Origin of the sequence: Natronorubrum marinum (assembly GCF_052040125.1) — an archaeon.
Taxonomy (GTDB): domain Archaea; phylum Halobacteriota; class Halobacteria; order Halobacteriales; family Natrialbaceae; genus Natronorubrum.
Window position 1 is genome coordinate 652,388 of record NZ_JBPPFV010000001.1, and the last position, 16,583, is coordinate 668,970.

A 16,583-nucleotide genomic window follows, 5' to 3' on the forward strand; every position below is an offset into this window, starting at 1 on the left:
AGCGCCGGCGCAGTCTCAGTGGTCACGCGGTCGGCAGCGTAAACGAGAACGTCGTTCCGTCCTCGGGCGTCGACTCCACCCAGATCTCGCCGCCGTGACGTTCGACGATGCGCCGACAGAGCGCGAGGCCGATACCGGTCCCGCTGTGTTCCTCGTAGCTGTGCAGCCGTTGGAACACCTCGAAGATCCGCTCGGTATCGTCCGGATCGATCCCGACGCCCTCGTCGCGAACTGAAACGTTCCAGTCACAGCCCGTTCGCTCCGCGGAGATTTCGATCCGCGGCGGCTCGTCACCGCTGTACTCGATGGCGTTTTGCAGGAGGTTCTGGAAGAGTTGACGCAACTGGCTCGAATCGCCGTCGACACGCGGGAGTTCGTCGGTCGTGATGTCGGCGTCGGTCTCCTCGATTCGCATCTGTAGGTCCTCGCGGACGTCTTCGAGCACGGCGTCCAACTCGACCGGCTCGAACGGATCGCCCTGCGTGTCGACCCGCGAGTACTCGAGGAGCGCGTCGATCATTTCACGCATCCGCTCGGCGCCGTCGATCGCGAACGCGAGGAACTCCTCGCCGTCGTCGTCGAAGGCGTCGCCGTATCGCTTCTCGAGGAGTTGGAGATAGCTCGTGACCATCCGCAGTGGCTCCTGTAGATCGTGGGAGGCGGCGTAGGCGAACTGCTCGAGGCGGTCGTTCGACTCCTCGAGCTTTCGCTGATACGCCCGGCGGTCGGTGATGTCGGTCAGCGTCACCACCGCACGACTCACGTTCCCGCGCTCGTCTCGGACGGGTTTACCGTGCTCCATGATGATTCGGCGTTCACCGTCGAAGGCCTCGATCTCGTAGACGTTCGGTTCCCTGACTTCCTCGCCCTGAAGCACCTGATACATCGTCCAGTCTTTGGGGCCGACCGACTCGCCTGAGTCCGCCCACGTCGCCGAAAACTTGTCGTACTCCTCGACGGAGTCCGAATCGAAGACGTCACCGCCCCAGATCTCCTTGGCCGTATTGTTCGCTCTGCGCAGTGAGCCGTCCGCGTTCGCAACCACCGCACCAACCGGGAGGACCTGAAACAGCGTCTCGAGTTGCCGCGATTGTTTTTCGAGCTCGAGTTCCGCTTGTTTGCGTTCGGTGATATCGGTGAGTGCACCCGGGAATCTGACGGCGTTTCCATCCTCATCGCACTCGACGTGGCCCCTGGCGACGACCCACCGGAGGTCGCCGTCGGCGTTCCAGACGCGATACTCGAGTTTGCACTCGTCGCAGCGGTCGACCGTCTCTTCGATCTCTCTGGCGACCCGGTCGCGGTCGTCCTCGTGGATCGACGACAGGAACCGATCGAGCGGGACGCCCTCCCGAGCGGCGTCGGGATCGACGTCGAACGTGGTGGCGAACGACTCGCCGGTAACGAACTGATCGTCGGGGATGTGCCACTCCCAGGTCCCGATGGCTCCGGCCTCGGTCGCCGCCTCGAGCTGTGTCTTTGCATCCGTCAGGTACTGCTCGCGTGCCTTTTGCTCGGTGATGTCCTGGGCCATCGTCATCCCGGCGAAGATGTCACCCTGTTCGTCAGTGATCGGCACCGCGTGGATAACCCACTCTCGGCCGGCGTACTCGAGTTCCACCGCTGCTTCCTCGCCCGCGAGTGCCGACTGAAACACCGGCTCGAGATCGGCAACGGCGTCGTCGGGCCAGACCTCCTGAAACCGTTTCCCCTCGAGATCCTCGGGGTCGACGGGGATCCGGTCGAATCCCTTCCCGGCCGCCAGCGTGTACTCGAGGTCGTGATCGAACAACGTGACGAGACCGTTCGGGAAGTACTCCGCGAGCGTCCGGTACCGTCGCTCGGACTCCTCGAGCGCCTGTTCGCGCTCCTTGCGTTCGGTGATGTCTCGAACGACCCCCACCGCACGAACCGGCGTTCCGTCGTCGTCGAAGGAGAACTCACCCTGGGCTACGATCCATCGTTTTTCGCCGTCGACTCGAACGATCCGACACTCGAACTCCCAAATTCCGGTCTCCTTGGCGGCTTCGAACCGTTCTCTCACCTCCTCACGGTCGTCCGAATGGACGTGATCGAGAAAGATCTCTAAGCCCCACTCTTCGACCGGGGTCTCGTACCCGAAGATGCGGTCGTGCTGTGGAGACCTAACCGGCGATTCTTCGGTCTGGAGATCGATTTCCCACGTGCCCATGCCGCCGGCCTCGAGTGCGAGTCGGAGTCGCTCCTCGCTCTCGCGTAAGTCCTGCAGTAGTTCGATGCGATCGGATTCGCGCTCCTTGCGTTCGGTGACGTCCCGAAAATAGACCGACACGCCGGTTTCGGAGGGGTAGATGTTCGCCTCGACCCAGAACTCGAGCGTGTCGTAGTAGAGTTCGTAGCTCGTCGCCTCCTGTGCGTCCATCGCCGTCTGGAACGCGTCCCAGACCTCGTCGATCTCCGCGGCGGACGGAAACACGTCCCAGAGACGGTTGCCGAGTAGCTCCGGCTCGGAGCGTTGGAGGAGTTCTTCGGCGCGCTCGTTGACGTGCGTGAAGCGAAACTCCTCGTCGAGCGCGTAGAAGGCGTCGCTCACTCGACCGAGGATCTCCTCGAGTTCGCGTTCGGCCTGCTGTCGCTCGGTCACGCCTTCGAACACGAAGACGCCGCCGTCGATCTCGTCGGTGTCGTCCCGCTGGGGCGCGCCGTCGACCGACAGCCACACGCGCTCGCCGGAGGGACGGCGAAGCCCGATAATCCGGTCGGAGAGTTCCTCACCACGTTCGATAACGCAATCGAACGGCGTCTCGTCCGTCTCGAGCGGGTCTCCAGCGCCGTCGACGAGGTCCCAAGAAGAGCCATCGGCAGAGCGTCCGGCGAGGTCGTCGAGCGACCGTCCGAGGAGTTCCGCGGCACGTTCGTTTGCAAACGTCAGTTCGCCGTCGGCGTTTACGACCGCAATCCCGTCGCCAACCGCAGTTATCAGTGCCCGACACCGCTGGTGGGCCTCGGTATCGTCCCCTTCCCAGAACGTCCAGGTGTGTTCCCCGACTCGCTCGCTCATACAGCCGAAAAAGCCATCGAGTTGCATAAGCTCCCCGCCAGTTGCAGTATCGTGGCCACTGAACGTCACTGATAGCTGATCGCACGACTGCTGTGTGAGCAGCGTGTCATTCGTTTCGATCGTCCCTATCGTTTTTCGAGTTCGAAAATCGGGTAGATCAGTCCGTCGTGCGCCGTCGTCTCTGCCAGGCACCGATTTCACCTTCTTTTAAGCCCACCCGCAGAGAGTACTACCGTATGAAACGCATCATCAAAACCGACGACGCACCCGCCGCGGTCGGCGCGTACAGTCAGGCGACCAGTAACGGCTCGCTGCTGTTTACCGCCGGCCAGATCCCGCTGACAACCGAGGGAGAACTGCTCGCGGACGAGTCCATCGAGGCCCAGACCGAGCAGGCCCTCTACAACCTCGACGGCGTCCTCGACGAGGCCGGGGCGACGTCCGCGGACGTCCTCAAAGTCACTGTCTTCCTCGACGACATCGACGACTTCGAGGCGATGAACGAGACCTACGCCGACTACTTCGACGACGAGCCGCCGGCCCGCAGCGCCGTCGAGGTCGCCGCCCTGCCCAAGGGCGTCGGCGTCGAAATCGAAGCCGTGGCGAGCCTCGAGTGAGCTGACTCGAGGCGTGTTCGGACTCGATCGCCGCGTCGTCTCAGCCCTGCTCTGGGGTGCCGTCGGCTTCATGGCCTTCCTGGTGCTCGTCCAGGGCTACGCCCTGTTCGTCGAGTCGCTGGTCTCGATCACGGAGGGCATGTTCGTGGCGATGATCGTCGGCGCCGGTACAGCGATCAGTGCGTACCTGCTCGAACACCGGATCGCCGCGTGGTCGGCGCGTCGCGTGTCGGGTGAAACCGAGTCACACGGCGGCGACGGTAAAAGTAAGAGTTAAACGACGGACCCGGTTAGGTTGACTCGAGCCAGGATGGCCGAACGGTAAGGCGCACGCCTGGAAAGCGTGTTCCCTTTGGGATTCTGGGTTCAAATCCCAGTCCTGGCGTTTTCGTCGACTTTAGACGCTTAGCGTGGGAAATAGTGTTTTTCGAATCTCGCTGACTTGCTTTGAGAGCATCATCGTTGATGACAACAAATCAAAACAACTAACACGCCGTAACGTCAATGATCTAACTATAGTGGCATCGAACGATGCGTACTACCGTCGTACCGCTATCACCCGATTAGCAGGTCTCACTCGAGAGGAGGGCCGGCTACTACTCGAGACGCTCGACGAGTGGCGCGACGGCTGTAATCTCGCCGCGAATCTTGCGTGGCAATCGTGTCAATCGAAATCTGCCGTGCAAGATCTCGCGTACGAACGAATTCGTGACGAAACTGCACTCGGCGGACAACATGCAGTACTCGCTTGCCACGAAGCCGCATGTGCCATCAAATCCTGCATGGAGAGACGACGAAACGGGAAGGAAGCGAGTAAGCCACGATTCACGTCACCGTCAATTACGTACGACACGCGTTCGATGACCGTATTCTCCGAGCGCGAAACGGTCTCTCTAACTACGCTCGGTGACCACCCTCGTGTCCAGGCTAACCTGTGTCTTCCAGACGCGGATGAGGGCTATCAGTACGAATTCCTGAATAGCGAGGAGTGGGTGTACACGGAGAGTACGCTCCATTACCGTGGGGGCGACTGGTACCTGCATCTCGGATTCCGCAAGGCGAAACCCGTGGATACTGGATCGACGACCACGAACGGAACGGTTCTTGGTGTCGATCTCGGTGTGAACCAGATCGCCGTTACTAGTACTGCTCGCTTTTTCAGCGCTGGTGAACTCAATCATACCCGCCGCGAGTTCGAGAAAACACGCAGTGGATTACAGCGAACGGGAACGCAGTCCGCTCATCGAACGCTCGAAGAGCGAAGGGGATGTGAGCGTCGGCACGCGCGTCACGTACTCCACACTGTTGCGAACGGAATCGTCGAGGAAGCGCTGAAATACGACTGTGCTGGTATCATCTTTGAAGATCTCGAAGCGATTCGAACACAGTTACCGGAGGCTGATTGGCATTCACAGTGGGCGTTTCGGACGTTGAAGAACTATGTCGAGTACAAAGCCGATATCGAAGACATATTTGTGGAGACGACAAGTCCACGGAACACCTCGAGACGGTGCGCTGACTGTGGATTCACAGACGAGTCGAATCGTACGACAAACGATTTCGAGTGCCAGGCCTGTGGCAATCGAAATCACGCGGATTACAACGCAGCCAAGAACGTTGCTGAACTGTATCTCCGTCGCGGCCAACAGTCGTCACGACGGAGGGGCGTCAGTCAATACGCCCTGAAGTCAGGATCGAGGACGCCGAGTTAGCACGGTACGCTACTCCCGATTCGGGACCGAGGTCGAGGTCACTGACAAGCACCATCCGTTCGGATGGAGCAGTTGATATCCCTGTTCTGGTGCTTTGTGGGTCAACCGGAGTCGAACCGCTGGCGACCAATCTGCGGGAGTGAATCTCCAGCTGCCAAAGTACGATCACGCCATACCGAGGAGCCGATTCGGCTACCGCCTGAGCTCCGCCGGCGAGTCGGTCGTGATCCACCGGTCCTCGTTCTCCGGGTTTCGAATCTCTAGCAGGCCGTCTTTGCAGATCAGCATCTCGTATCGATCCGTCATTGTACTCTTGTGGAGAGCTCCGACGGAACCGTGTATGGTAACACGCCACCTACTGCCTTACCCGCCACGGGTACGCCCTCGATACCGCTCGAGTAGCCGCTGAATACCAACCGATCGACGACCGGACAACCATATATCCGCCGCGGTCGACTACGCTAGTATGTGCGGTCGCTACACACTGATGATCGAGCGGGCGGCCCTCGAGGAGCGATTTGACGCCCGATTCGCGGACTCGAGCGAGGAGTTCACGCCGCGGTACAACATGTCCCCGGGCCAACGGCTCCCGGTGATCACGAACGACGCGCCCGAGACGATCCAGCGCCTCGAGTGGGGACTGGTGCCGTCGTGGGCCGACGACGACAAAAACGGACTCATCAACGCCCGCGCGGAGACGGTCGACGAGAAGCCGAGCTTTCGGGCGGCGTACGAACGACGACGATGCATCGTTCCCGCGGACGGCTTCTACGAGTGGGCCGAGACCGAGAACGGAAAGCAGCCGTACAGAGTCGCCTTCGATGACGACCGCGTCTTCGCGATGGCCGGGCTCTGGGAGCGCTGGGAGCCCGACGACGAGACGACGCAGGCGGGTCTCGACGCCTTCGGCGGCGGCGTCGCGGACGACGGCGATGCGGACGGCCCGCTCGAGACGTTTACCATCGTCACGACGGAGCCGAACGACCTCGTTTCGGAGCTTCACCACCGAATGGCGGTCATCCTCGAGCCCGGTCGCGAACGCGAGTGGCTGACGAGTGACGATCCGAAATCGCTTCTCGAGCCCTATCCGGCCGACGAACTTCGCGCGTATCCGGTCTCGCGCGCGGTCAACGATCCGTCGACGGACGAGGCGTCGCTGGTCGAACCGATCGAGTCCTAAGTATCGACGCTCTCGAGCGGCGGCAGGGCTCCCTCCGATTGCGACCGATCCTCGATACGGTATAAATGTGGCGGATACGGTCGTCGTCTCGTGCGACGAGTTGTTTGGTAACGCATGACAAATATGGATGTATAACCCGTCGCTATCCGGTGGTTTTACCGACTCGCGTTCGGCGATCGCTGACCATCACGAATGGCGAAAAACGCTAACCTTATATAGAAGGACAAACAATGAATCAGCTGACTATGAGCCAGCGAATGCAGCAAGGGCAGCCGATGATCGTGATGAGCGAGGATTCCCAGCGCGTCAAGGACAAGGACGCGCAGGACTACAACATCAGCGCGGCCCGTGCAGTCGCCGAGGCCGTCCGCTCGACGCTCGGTCCGAAAGGGATGGACAAGATGCTCGTCGACTCGATGGGATCGGTAACGATCACCAACGACGGCGTCACCATCCTCCAGGAGATGGACATCGACAACCCGACGGCCGAGATGATCATCGAGGTCGCCGAGACACAGGAGGACGAGGCCGGCGACGGCACCACGACGGCCGTCGCGATCGCGGGCGAACTCCTCAAGAACGCCGAGGACCTCCTCGAGCAGGACATTCACCCGACGGCGATCATCAAGGGCTTCCACATGGCCGCAGAGCAGGCCCGCGACGAGATCGACGACATCGCGACCGAGATCGACACGACCGACGAGGAGCTCCTCCGGAAGACCGCCGAAACCTCGATGACCGGCAAGGGCACCGAGGTCAACAAGGAGCACCTCGCCCAGCTGATCGTCGACGCCGTCCGTCAGGTCACCGTCGAAACTGAGGACGGCGAGCGCGTCGTCGACCTCGAGTTCCTCAACATCGAGACCCAGACCGGCCGCGCCGTCGGCGAATCCGACCTCCTCGTCGGTGGCATCATCGACAAGGACCCCGTCCACGATAACATGCCTACCGAGGCGACGGACGCCGATATTCTGCTGCTGAACGAGCCGATCGAGGTCGAGGAGACCGACGTCGACACCGAAGTCTCCGTCACCGACCCGGACCAGCTCCAGAAGTTCCTCGACCGCGAGGAGAAACAGCTCAAGGACAAGGTCCAGCGCATCGTCGACACCGGCGCCGACGTCGTCTTCTGCCAGAAGGGCATCGACGACCTCGCCCAGCACTATCTCGCCAAAGAAGGCATCCTCGCTGTCCGCCGCGCCAAGAAGTCCGACCTCGAGTTCCTCTCGGAAGTCGTCAACGCGAACGTCGTCTCCGACCTCGAGAGCGTCACCGAGGACGACCTCGGCTTCGGTGACGTTACCCGCGACGACGATGACGAACTGTTCTACGTCACCGGCGACGACGCACACGGCGTCACCCTCCTGCTTCGCGGCTCGACCGACCACGTCGTCGACGAACTCGAGCGCGGCGTCAACGACGCGCTCGACGTCGTCGCACAGACAGTCTCCGACGGCCGCGTGCTGGCCGGCGGCGGTGCGACCGAAGTCGAACTCGCCTCGCGACTGCGCGACTACGCCGACTCCGTCTCCGGCCGCGAACAGCTCGCCGTCGAGGCCTTCGCCGACTCGCTCGAACTCGTCCCGCGCGTGCTCGCCGAGAACGCCGGTCTCGACTCCATCGACACGCTCGTCGACCTGCGTGCAGCCCACGACGAGGGCGACGTTACGGCGGGACTGAACGTCTTCTCGGGCGACGTCGAGGACACCTTCGAGGCAGGCGTCGTCGAACCGGCCCACGCCAAGGAGCAGGCCGTCACCTCCGCCTCCGAAGCGGCCAACCTCGTGCTCAAAATCGACGACATCATCTCCGCTGGTGACCTGTCGACCGACAAGGGCGGCGACGAGGAAGGCGCACCCGGCGGTGCCGGCGGCATGGGCGGCATGGGCGGCATGGGCGGCGGTATGGGCGGCATGATGTGAAGCTAAAGTTTGCTCTGCAGGCCGGCTTCGCCGGCCCTCGGCAAAATTTAGTATAAAAGCACTCCTCGCTCCCGGTGGTTGCTCGTCGGCCCGAGCGCTTCGCGCTCGGTGAACGGCGTCACTCGGGTTCTTCGAACCGCTCGTTCGCCGATAATGGGGTAGGGGGTTTAGCTATTGGTCGTCGGCCTTACTTGCGGTATCGTAGTCTTTGACTTTCGGGCGACTGTTCACCCACTGTCTGCTCGCCAACACAGTGCTCTATCTTGACAACCCGGCGACCTATTGTGCTGGACCTCGAACGGCTCCCATGACCTATCAAACGACTATCGGCTGGTCGCTGTTCTCCTCCGGCATCGTCACGCTCATTCTGAAGCTCATGCCCGGCGATTCGCTCTGGTGGGGGCTCTTGCTCCTCGCGCTCGGTGCGATAATTCTGTACATTCGGTAGGTGTCAGGCGAGCCAGTTCCATTCGAGGCCACCGAACTCGCTCGCGGGAACGCCGATTTTCAACTAGTTAGTAACGCGAACATTCTTTAGACCGCAATATGAATCCCGAGTATGAAACGGGTCTGGATCGGGGTTGCGCTGGTCGTTGCGGTCGTGTTACTCGGAGGGTGTGCGGCGTCCGAGGAGACGGCCGCGTTCTCCGTGTCGATCGACGATAGTGCCGACGAAACGCTCGTAAATACGTCCTACGAGGCGACGGCGACCGTCTCCAACGACGGTGACGGGACGGGTGAGCACTCCATCGACTTCGCGGTGGACGGCGAGACGATCGCGACGGAAAACGTGAGCCTCGAGTCCGACGAGTCGGAACTCGTCACCTTCGAGCACACGTTCGAGGAGTCAGGCGAGTACGAGGTGGCGATCGGCGAGGCCGAAACGTCCGTGACCGTCCTCGAGAGTCCGCTGTCGGACGTCGCCGAGGCGATGGCCGACCTCGAGACGTACGAGACCCGCGAGCGGACGGTGATGGATCTGACGACGCAGTCGGAGTACGGACAGGACGCCGAGTTACTGATGGACGGAACGGCGACCGGACGGTACGACCTGACGAGCGAAACGGCCGCCGTCGACCGGAAAACCGACACGGAGTACCTCGGGTTCGAGTTCTACACGGTCGAAGCGGAGTGGTACGAGGACGGGACGCTCTACACGAGAGAGCGGGACCGACCCGACGCCGAGTACGAGTACGAGACGGAGTCTACGACGTTCGACGATGTCGCCGTCGACTACGCGTTCCCGCTGGCGGCAGTGGACGACGACCCCGTCGAGGTGAACAACGGAACGGTCGTCTACAACGGAACGATCGAGGATTTCGACCGACTCGAGGAGTTCCTCGACGACGATGACGTGACGCCGGGCGAGCAGGACGAGGAGTCAGACGAGATGGAAGACGCCATCGAACAGGTCACCATCGAACTCGGAATCGATCTCTCGAGCGCGCGCATCGACTACGTGTCCGCGATCTACGACGTCGACGGACTGCAGTTCGACGACGATACGAGCGGCGACGGCGAGATCTCCTTCGACGTCGAGTTCGTCGCGTTCGACGAGTCCGTCGACACGACGGTCCCGCCCGAGGTCGTCGACGCGACTGCGGATCGATAATCGAGCGTCGGTTTCCCGATCCGGTAATCGAATCCTGAATGCGTCGGCCAGCAGGTGCGGAGTGGCTCGTATCCCGCTCTCTAAAACCGAGGCAGATTTCCGTTTCGAACCGAAACTCACCCAGCAGTGAGTTCCCACGACGACGTGACTCCGTTCGACGTCTACCGCGAGGACGTCGACCGCCCGCTCTCGAGACTCTTTCGCGAGTACGCACCCGGTCGATTAGGCTGGTTTTCGGCCGGCATGCTCGCGAACTTCGTCGCTCGAATGGCGAGTCTCGTGCCGCCGCTGTTGCTCGGTGTTGCGATCGACGCCGTCTTTATCGGCGAAAGCGCCTACGAGTTGCCGCTCGTGCCCAACGCCTGGCTGCCGATCGAGACGATGGAGCAGTTCTGGTTCACCATCACCGCGATCGCGATCTCGTTTCTCGTCGTCGCTTGCTTCACCTGGATCTACGGCGTCACCGCCAACCTGTTCGCCCACGACGTGATGCACGCGGTGCGAGTCGACTGTTTCCAGAAGATGCAACGGCTGGATACGGCCTTCTTCGACGAGAAACAGACCGGCGAGGTCATGGCCGTCCTCAACAACGACACGCAGAACCTCGAGATGTTCCTCGACAACGCGCTGATGAACTCGGCGCGGCTGTTGGTGATGGTCGGGGGGATTACGGCCGTGCTCTTCTACCTCAACTGGCAGCTAGCGTTCGTGACGCTCTTTGCCGTGCCGGCGATGGTCCTCTTTACCGTCTGGTTTATGCGGGTCGTCGAACCGCGGTACGTCCGCCAGCGCTCCGCCGTCGGTCGGATGAACACCCGCCTCGAGAACGCCATCTCGGGCATTGGGCTCACCAAGACGACCTCGAGTGAGTCCTACGAGACCGAGCGCGTCCGTGACTCCTCGCGGAACCTCTTCGAGAAGACGATGGCCATCCTGAAACTGAGCTACCTCTACCGACCGGGGATGGAACTGCTCGCCGGCCTGGCCTTCGCCGCAACCTTCCTCGTCGGCGGGCTCTGGCTCGCGACCGACGCTGCGCCGGGGCCGCTCACCGGCACCCTCTCGGTCGGCGACTTCGTCGTCTTCCTGATGCTCACCCAGCGGATCGTCGACCCGCTCGCGGAGGTCTCGAACATCGTCGACCAGTACCAGAACGCCAAGGCCTCGAGCGAGCGCGTCTTCGGGCTGATGGACATCCCCGTCCACGTCGACGATCCGGCGGATCCCGTCGACATCGTCCCCGTTGAGGGTCGCGTCACCTACGACGACGTGACGTTTAGCTACGACGACACCGCGGCCCGCCGGAACGCGGCGGCCACCGAGACGGCGTTCGAGGAGACCGTCCTCGAGGACATTTCCTTTGAAGCCGCCCCGGGCGAGACGGTCGCGTTCGTCGGCCCGACCGGCGCCGGAAAATCGACGGTTCTCAAGTTACTGCTCCGACTGTACGACGCCCAGGAGGGGTCGGTCCGGATCGACGGCCACGACGTCCGGGAAGTCGCGCTCGCGGATCTCCGATCGGCCGTCGGCTACGTCAGCCAGGACACGTTCCTCTTCGACGGCACCATCGCGGACAACGTCCGCTACGGGCACTTCGAAGCCGACGACGAAACGGTCCGCGAGGCCGCCGAAGCGGCGCAGGCCCACGAGTTCATCGTCGACCTGCCCGAGGGGTACGACACCCGCGTCGGCGAACGCGGCGTCAAGCTCTCGGGCGGCCAGCGCCAGCGGATCGCGCTCGCTCGAGCGGTGCTCGCGGACCCCGAGATCCTCATTTTAGACGAGGCGACCAGCGCCGTGGACACGAAGACGGAGCTCCAGATTCAGCGCTCGATCGATCGCCTCACCGCAGACCGCACGACGCTGACGATCGCCCACCGACTCTCGACGGTCAAAGACGCGGAGACGATCCTCGTCCTCGAGGACGGAGAGATCGTCGAGCGAGGCACGCACGAGGACCTCCTAGCGGCGAACGATCGGTATGCGACGCTATGGGCGGCACAGGCCGGCGATCGAGAGACGGCCGCCGAGACGCTCATCGACGGCGACGACTGATCGAGGCGCTCGTCGGTCCGTCTGGTTATTCCCTCGCGGCGATCGTCACTGGCGGGGGGACGCCGTAGAAAACGGTCGGCTACCGGGTGGCGAACGCAATCAGGTATCGTCGACGTCGAGTTCGAACTGCTCGTTCTCGGAGACGGCGTTCAGGACGACGCTCGTGTTCGAGGCCTTGATATCGGGGTCGGTGAGCAGTGTCTTGATCTGTTCGTTCATGCCGTCGGTGTCTTTGAACTTGCCGATGGCGATCACGTCGTAGTCGCCGGTAACCTCGTAGACGCTGGTCATCTGACGGTGGTCTCGCAGGGTGTCGGTGACGTCGGGCAGCGCGTTTCCTTCGACCTGCAACTGGATGACGGCCGTCACGTCGTAGCCGACTGCGTCGTAGTTGACCCGCGGTGTGTAGCCTTCGATGACTCCCTCCTCCTCGAGATCGGAGAGGTGGTTCGAAACGGTAGTGACGGAGACGTCGAGATCCTCGGCGAGACTCCGGAGACTCGCTCGGCCGTCACCGAGAAGTGCATTCACTAGTTTTGCATCGAGATTTTCGTACGTCATCACGTCCACCCTCTCACTGAAGCCTTTAGAACTTTACGAATATGCAGTTTCCTGCGAAGGAGAGAAGATTTGCTTGGAGCAGTAGGGTTTTAGTAGCAGAGTTACTTGAGTAGGACGACGAGAAGATGACAAGCGGAAACATCACTGAATCCGAACAGGCCGTATTAGACGAGATCGAAGCGGAAGACGTCGACTTCCTTCGACTCCAATTTACTGACATTCTCGGCACCGTAAAGAACGTCTCCGTCCCGGCACGCCAGGCTGAGAAGGCGTTTACCGACGGAATCTACTTCGACGGTTCCTCGATCGAGGGCTTCGTCCGCATCCAGGAATCGGACATGCGTCTGGTTCCGGACCCCGATACGTTCGCCATCCTTCCGTGGCGCCAGAAGGAAGAAAGCGCCGCCGCCCGAATGATCTGTGACGTGTATAACACGTCGACGGGCGACCCCTTCGAGGGCGACCCGCGGCGCGTGCTCAAGAACGCGCTCGACCGCGCCGACGAGATGGGCTACGAGGTCAACGCCGCGCCGGAACCGGAGTTCTTCCTCTTCGAGGAGGACGAGGACGGCCGCGCAACGACCAAAACCGGCGACCAGGGCGGCTACTTCGACCTCGCCCCGAAAGACCTCGCGAGCGACGTTCGCCGTGACATCATCTACGGCCTCGAGAGCATGGGCTTCGAAATCGAAGCCAGCCACCACGAAGTCGCCAAGGGACAACACGAGATCAACTTCGAGTACGACGACGCGCTGACGACGGCGGACAACGTCGGCACCTTCCGCACCGTCGTCCGTGCGATCGCCGCCCAACACGGTCAGCACGCGACGTTCATGCCGAAGCCGATCCCGCGAATCAACGGCTCGGGAATGCACACGCACCTTTCGCTGTTCACCGAGGACGGCGAGAACGCGTTCCACGACGACGACGACGAGTTCAACCTGAGCGACACCGCTCACTCGTTCCTCGCCGGCGTCCTCGAGCACGCGCCCGCAATTACGGCCATCGCGAACCCGACGGTCAACAGCTACAAACGCCTGGTTCCGGGCTACGAAGCGCCCGTCTACGTCGCCTGGTCCGACCGCAACCGCTCGGCTCTGATCCGCAAACCGGCCGCCCGCGTTCCGGCGGCATCGCGCGTCGAACTGCGCTCGCCAGACCCCTCGTGTAACCCCTACCTCGCCATCGCCGTCATGATCCACGCCGGTCTCGACGGCATCGAGCAGGGTCTCGAAGCGCCCGACCCGGTTCGGGAGAACATCTACGAGTTCGACGAGGAAAAGCGCGAAGAGTACGGCATCGACACCCTCCCGGCGAACCTCGGCGAAGCCGTCGACGCACTCGAGGAAGACGAGGCGATCTACAACGCACTCGGCGAACACATCGCGTCGAAGTTCGTCGAAGCCAAGCGTCAGGAGTTTGAGGACTACCTCGTCGACGTCTCCGACTGGGAACTCGACCGCTACCTCGAGACGTTCTAAGCGCCCACAATCGCGGCGCTTGGCGACCGCTGACGCACTCACTGGTGGTTTTTCGCTTCGTCATTCTCTTTCTTTCGTTCGCTTCGTCGCTCGCTGTGCTCGCTGACCGTCGAGGGTCCAGACGAGGAGGCGGCTCGAGTGGTGACTTCAGGCTCGCTGTGGACTGCTAGCTGACGACGTTTGATCCCCTCGCTGCGACGGCCGTTCGGTCGACGAATCGGGGAAAACCGACGACGATCAGGCCGGCCGTGAACCCGACGGCCAGCCAGACGAGAGCGCCGTCGGATACGATGGGCATGAGTGCACTGAGTACGAGTACGGCGATCGCCAGCGCCGCGTGAACGACGGTCTGGAGAGTCACCGGCCACGGCTCCCGGGCCGGCGTTGCGTACTGCCAGGCGAGCAAGGCGCCAATACAGCCGCCGAACAGGGCCATTCTGTCCGGTTGCCGGGTGATCCAGACGGTCGCGAGTCCGAGCACGGCAGCGACCGCAAACGTCGCACTCGTCGCGAACTGCTCGCCTCGAACCCGTGCATAGCTTCGAACCGTCAGGGCGATCGACAGGTAGCAGACGCCGGCGATCACCCCGACGATCACGTCGATCGGAAAGTGAACGCCGGCCCCGACTCGGGCGACTCCCACGAGGACGATCATCGCGGCGGCTCCGAGGAGTCGCGTTCGCTTCGTGGCGACGTCCGATTCGAGAGCGACCATCGTCCAGATGATCGTGGCAGCGATCACGTGGCCGCTCGGAAAACTGGTCGTGCTGACCTCGACGGCCGGCGCGTACAACACGGCGACGACCGTCGGCAGGGATTCGGGGTCGATTGCGGGGCCGACGCCCGGTCGCGGCGTCGTGAACGTCCCCTTTAGCCCGAACATGAGGGCGTAACCGCCGATGACGATCCCCAGCCACGGGGCGAATCGGTGACGGTCACCGAACCAGTAGGCCAGAACGACGGCCGGCACGACGAACCAGACGCTCCCGAGATAGGAGAGGAGGGCGAACAGAAACGCCATCCACTCCGGAAACGCGTCTCGGACGAGTTCGACCTGTGCCGACTCGAACCACATCTATGGTGTCATTCTACGAACCGGATATTATAGTCACCGACTCTGAAAGGCATCAGACGGATCCTCCGACGCGAATCGGCCTCGAGCGTGTAGTATCGCTCCCAGGCTGGTGCGAGACTCACGACGGTCGTTCCCGCGGTCTCGGCCTCGCGGTGACGCCTGAGATCGCCGACCTGGAGGACGTAATCGGGCTCGAGGGCTCGGTACAGTTCGAGAAGAGTCCCGCGACGGTCCGGATCTCCTGCGTGGGCGTCGCCGAGGACGAGTCTGGCGAACGGACGGTCTCGACGGATAAATGGTCTTACTAACTATGGTTATGCTTCGGCCTGCTCGATCCACTCCTCGGCGTCGCTGGTCGAGACCTCGGCAGCCTCTGAAACGGATTCGGCATCGGCGCGCACGAGGTCGTCGATCGTCGAAATTCCGGCGTCGGAGAGCTGTTCGCGAGTCTCCGCGTCGATACCCTCGATCGACTCGAGCGTGTGCGTCGCATCGGTATCGATCTTCGTCCGTGACTCGACGTGGTCCTGGCTCTGGAGCTGCTGGGTGACGTCTTCGGCCTGCTCCTCGAGTTGCTGCTGGAACCGCTCGACCTGTTCGGCCTGCCGTTCGAGCAGGTCCGCGACGTCGCCGGTCTGGCGCTCGAGCTGGTCTTCGAGTTCGTCCTGGAGCTGCTGGGTCTGCTCGAGTTGGTCGCGGAGCTGACCCGAGAGTTCGTCGACGTTCTCGACCGTCTGGTCTTCGATCGAGTGGGACATCTCGAGGAGCTGCTCGGTTTGGTCGTCGAGGGCGTCGACGAACTCACTGGAGAGCTCGGTGGCGGAATCGACGTCTCGCTCGAGTTCCTGCTCGATGGCGTCGTAAAACTCGGCGTGGGTCGTTTTCAGCTGTGCGAACGTCTCATCGATGGTTCGGTGTGCGTCCGAGGGCTCGTCGCTGGGGAACAGTGCGGCCGTCGTGTTGACGTAGCCGTGGGTGGCCGCCTGGGCGAGTTCGAGCTGCTGACGCTGGAGGGATTCCTGACCTTTGAGGCCGGTGAGCGCCATCGTATCGACGGTGCGCTGGGTGGCCAGACTCTGCTTGAACAGCTGTTGACTCTGTTTAACTGCGGTTCGCTGCATGTCGAACATCGCTCGAATCGGGGATTGTGACTGACTCATGTTCTCGAGTGGAAATGGGATCCGACGGGAGATAAGTTGCGGGCTTGCAAACCCTCAAATGTCTCTGAATGGTATTGGATGGGGGATCTGAACCATCGGCGAGCCCTGGTTCCTCCCGAACCGAGCCTCACTCGAGACTGACTGTCAGGACAACCATGATTCGGTATT

Annotated in this window: 14 protein-coding genes and 1 tRNA gene; 11 read left to right on the forward strand and 4 right to left on the reverse strand. The window is 62.2% G+C overall.

Annotation, left to right across the window (positions count from 1 at the left end; genetic code table 11):
* Window positions 1-22: 22 nt before the first annotated feature.
* The gene (locus ACSFC5_RS03330) at window positions 23-3,040 is read right to left on the reverse strand and encodes a PAS domain-containing sensor histidine kinase (protein ID WP_440763843.1); all 3,018 of its coding nucleotides are present in this window, start codon (window positions 3,038-3,040) and stop codon (window positions 23-25) included.
* A gap of 236 nt (window positions 3,041-3,276) precedes the next feature.
* Here ACSFC5_RS03330 and ACSFC5_RS03335 point away from each other — a divergent pair, with 236 nt between their 5' ends.
* From ACSFC5_RS03335 to ACSFC5_RS03375, 9 genes are all read left to right on the forward strand, one after another.
* A complete protein-coding gene (locus ACSFC5_RS03335) occupies window positions 3,277-3,657 on the forward strand; it encodes a Rid family detoxifying hydrolase (protein ID WP_090303053.1) in 381 nt (126 codons plus the stop codon).
* Window positions 3,658-3,670: 13 nt separating this feature from the next.
* The gene (locus ACSFC5_RS03340) at window positions 3,671-3,934 is read left to right on the forward strand and encodes a DUF7981 family protein (RefSeq protein WP_502261824.1); all 264 of its coding nucleotides are present in this window, start codon (window positions 3,671-3,673) and stop codon (window positions 3,932-3,934) included.
* A 27-nt stretch (window positions 3,935-3,961) separates the two neighbouring features.
* Window positions 3,962-4,042, forward strand: a tRNA-Ser gene (locus ACSFC5_RS03345).
* Window positions 4,043-4,439: 397 nt separating this feature from the next.
* Window positions 4,440-5,369 (forward strand): RNA-guided endonuclease InsQ/TnpB family protein, encoded by a 930-nt coding sequence (locus ACSFC5_RS03350; RefSeq protein ID WP_440765012.1) that lies wholly within the window; start codon window positions 4,440-4,442, stop codon window positions 5,367-5,369.
* 466 nt (window positions 5,370-5,835) lie between these two features.
* A complete protein-coding gene (locus ACSFC5_RS03355; protein WP_440763844.1) occupies window positions 5,836-6,549 on the forward strand; it encodes an SOS response-associated peptidase in 714 nt (237 codons plus the stop codon).
* 257 nt (window positions 6,550-6,806) lie between these two features.
* The gene (gene thsB / locus ACSFC5_RS03360) at window positions 6,807-8,471 is read left to right on the forward strand and encodes a thermosome subunit beta (protein WP_440765013.1); all 1,665 of its coding nucleotides are present in this window, start codon (window positions 6,807-6,809) and stop codon (window positions 8,469-8,471) included.
* A 307-nt stretch (window positions 8,472-8,778) separates the two neighbouring features.
* Window positions 8,779-8,919, forward strand: coding sequence for a hypothetical protein (locus ACSFC5_RS03365; protein WP_440763845.1), 141 nt, complete (start codon window positions 8,779-8,781; stop codon window positions 8,917-8,919).
* Window positions 8,920-9,030: 111 nt separating this feature from the next.
* Window positions 9,031-10,083: a CARDB domain-containing protein gene (locus tag ACSFC5_RS03370; protein ID WP_440763846.1), complete on the forward strand. Its 1,053-nt coding sequence runs from the start codon at window positions 9,031-9,033 to the stop codon at window positions 10,081-10,083.
* Window positions 10,084-10,209: 126 nt separating this feature from the next.
* Window positions 10,210-12,138, forward strand: a complete 1,929-nt coding sequence (locus ACSFC5_RS03375; RefSeq protein WP_440763847.1) for an ABC transporter ATP-binding protein — start codon at window positions 10,210-10,212, stop codon at window positions 12,136-12,138.
* A 99-nt stretch (window positions 12,139-12,237) separates the two neighbouring features.
* Here the strand turns inward: ACSFC5_RS03375 and lrp are convergent, their stop codons facing one another.
* Window positions 12,238-12,699, reverse strand: a complete 462-nt coding sequence (lrp, locus tag ACSFC5_RS03380; RefSeq protein ID WP_440763848.1) for an HTH-type transcriptional regulator Lrp — start codon at window positions 12,697-12,699, stop codon at window positions 12,238-12,240.
* A gap of 125 nt (window positions 12,700-12,824) precedes the next feature.
* Between lrp and glnA the strand changes: the two genes are divergently transcribed.
* Window positions 12,825-14,180, forward strand: coding sequence for a type I glutamate--ammonia ligase (glnA, locus tag ACSFC5_RS03385; protein WP_440763849.1), 1,356 nt, complete (start codon window positions 12,825-12,827; stop codon window positions 14,178-14,180).
* 166 nt (window positions 14,181-14,346) lie between these two features.
* On the opposite strand, the gene ACSFC5_RS03390 is transcribed toward glnA, so the two are convergent.
* Window positions 14,347-15,255 carry a phosphatase PAP2 family protein gene (locus ACSFC5_RS03390; RefSeq protein ID WP_440763850.1) on the reverse strand — a complete coding sequence of 303 codons (909 nt, stop codon included), beginning with the start codon at window positions 15,253-15,255 and terminating at the stop codon, window positions 14,347-14,349.
* Between the two features lie 152 nt (window positions 15,256-15,407).
* Here ACSFC5_RS03390 and ACSFC5_RS03395 point away from each other — a divergent pair, with 152 nt between their 5' ends.
* Window positions 15,408-15,563, forward strand: a complete 156-nt coding sequence (locus tag ACSFC5_RS03395) for a hypothetical protein (protein WP_440763851.1) — start codon at window positions 15,408-15,410, stop codon at window positions 15,561-15,563.
* A 6-nt stretch (window positions 15,564-15,569) separates the two neighbouring features.
* Here ACSFC5_RS03395 and ACSFC5_RS03400 read toward each other — a convergent pair whose 3' ends face one another.
* A complete protein-coding gene (locus tag ACSFC5_RS03400) occupies window positions 15,570-16,385 on the reverse strand; it encodes a helix-hairpin-helix domain-containing protein (protein WP_440765014.1) in 816 nt (271 codons plus the stop codon).
* Between the last annotated feature and the right edge of the window lie 198 nt (window positions 16,386-16,583).

What these genes read in the sequence shown, in the direction of transcription:
- ACSFC5_RS03330 (WP_440763843.1), bottom strand. Translation starts at nt 3,040, where the DNA reads ATGAGCGAGCGAGTCGGGGAACACACCTGGACGTTCTGGGAAGGGGAC.
- ACSFC5_RS03335 (WP_090303053.1), top strand. Translation starts at nt 3,277, where the DNA reads ATGAAACGCATCATCAAAACCGACGACGCACCCGCCGCGGTCGGCGCG.
- ACSFC5_RS03350 (WP_440765012.1), top strand. Translation starts at nt 4,440, where the DNA reads ATGGAGAGACGACGAAACGGGAAGGAAGCGAGTAAGCCACGATTCACG.
- ACSFC5_RS03355 (WP_440763844.1), top strand. Translation starts at nt 5,836, where the DNA reads ATGTGCGGTCGCTACACACTGATGATCGAGCGGGCGGCCCTCGAGGAG.
- thsB (WP_440765013.1), top strand. Translation starts at nt 6,807, where the DNA reads ATGCAGCAAGGGCAGCCGATGATCGTGATGAGCGAGGATTCCCAGCGC.
- ACSFC5_RS03365 (WP_440763845.1), top strand. Translation starts at nt 8,779, where the DNA reads ATGACCTATCAAACGACTATCGGCTGGTCGCTGTTCTCCTCCGGCATC.
- ACSFC5_RS03370 (WP_440763846.1), top strand. Translation starts at nt 9,031, where the DNA reads ATGAAACGGGTCTGGATCGGGGTTGCGCTGGTCGTTGCGGTCGTGTTA.
- lrp (WP_440763848.1), bottom strand. Translation starts at nt 12,699, where the DNA reads ATGACGTACGAAAATCTCGATGCAAAACTAGTGAATGCACTTCTCGGT.
- glnA (WP_440763849.1), top strand. Translation starts at nt 12,825, where the DNA reads ATGACAAGCGGAAACATCACTGAATCCGAACAGGCCGTATTAGACGAG.
- ACSFC5_RS03390 (WP_440763850.1), bottom strand. Translation starts at nt 15,255, where the DNA reads ATGTGGTTCGAGTCGGCACAGGTCGAACTCGTCCGAGACGCGTTTCCG.
- ACSFC5_RS03400 (WP_440765014.1), bottom strand. Translation starts at nt 16,385, where the DNA reads ATGTTCGACATGCAGCGAACCGCAGTTAAACAGAGTCAACAGCTGTTC.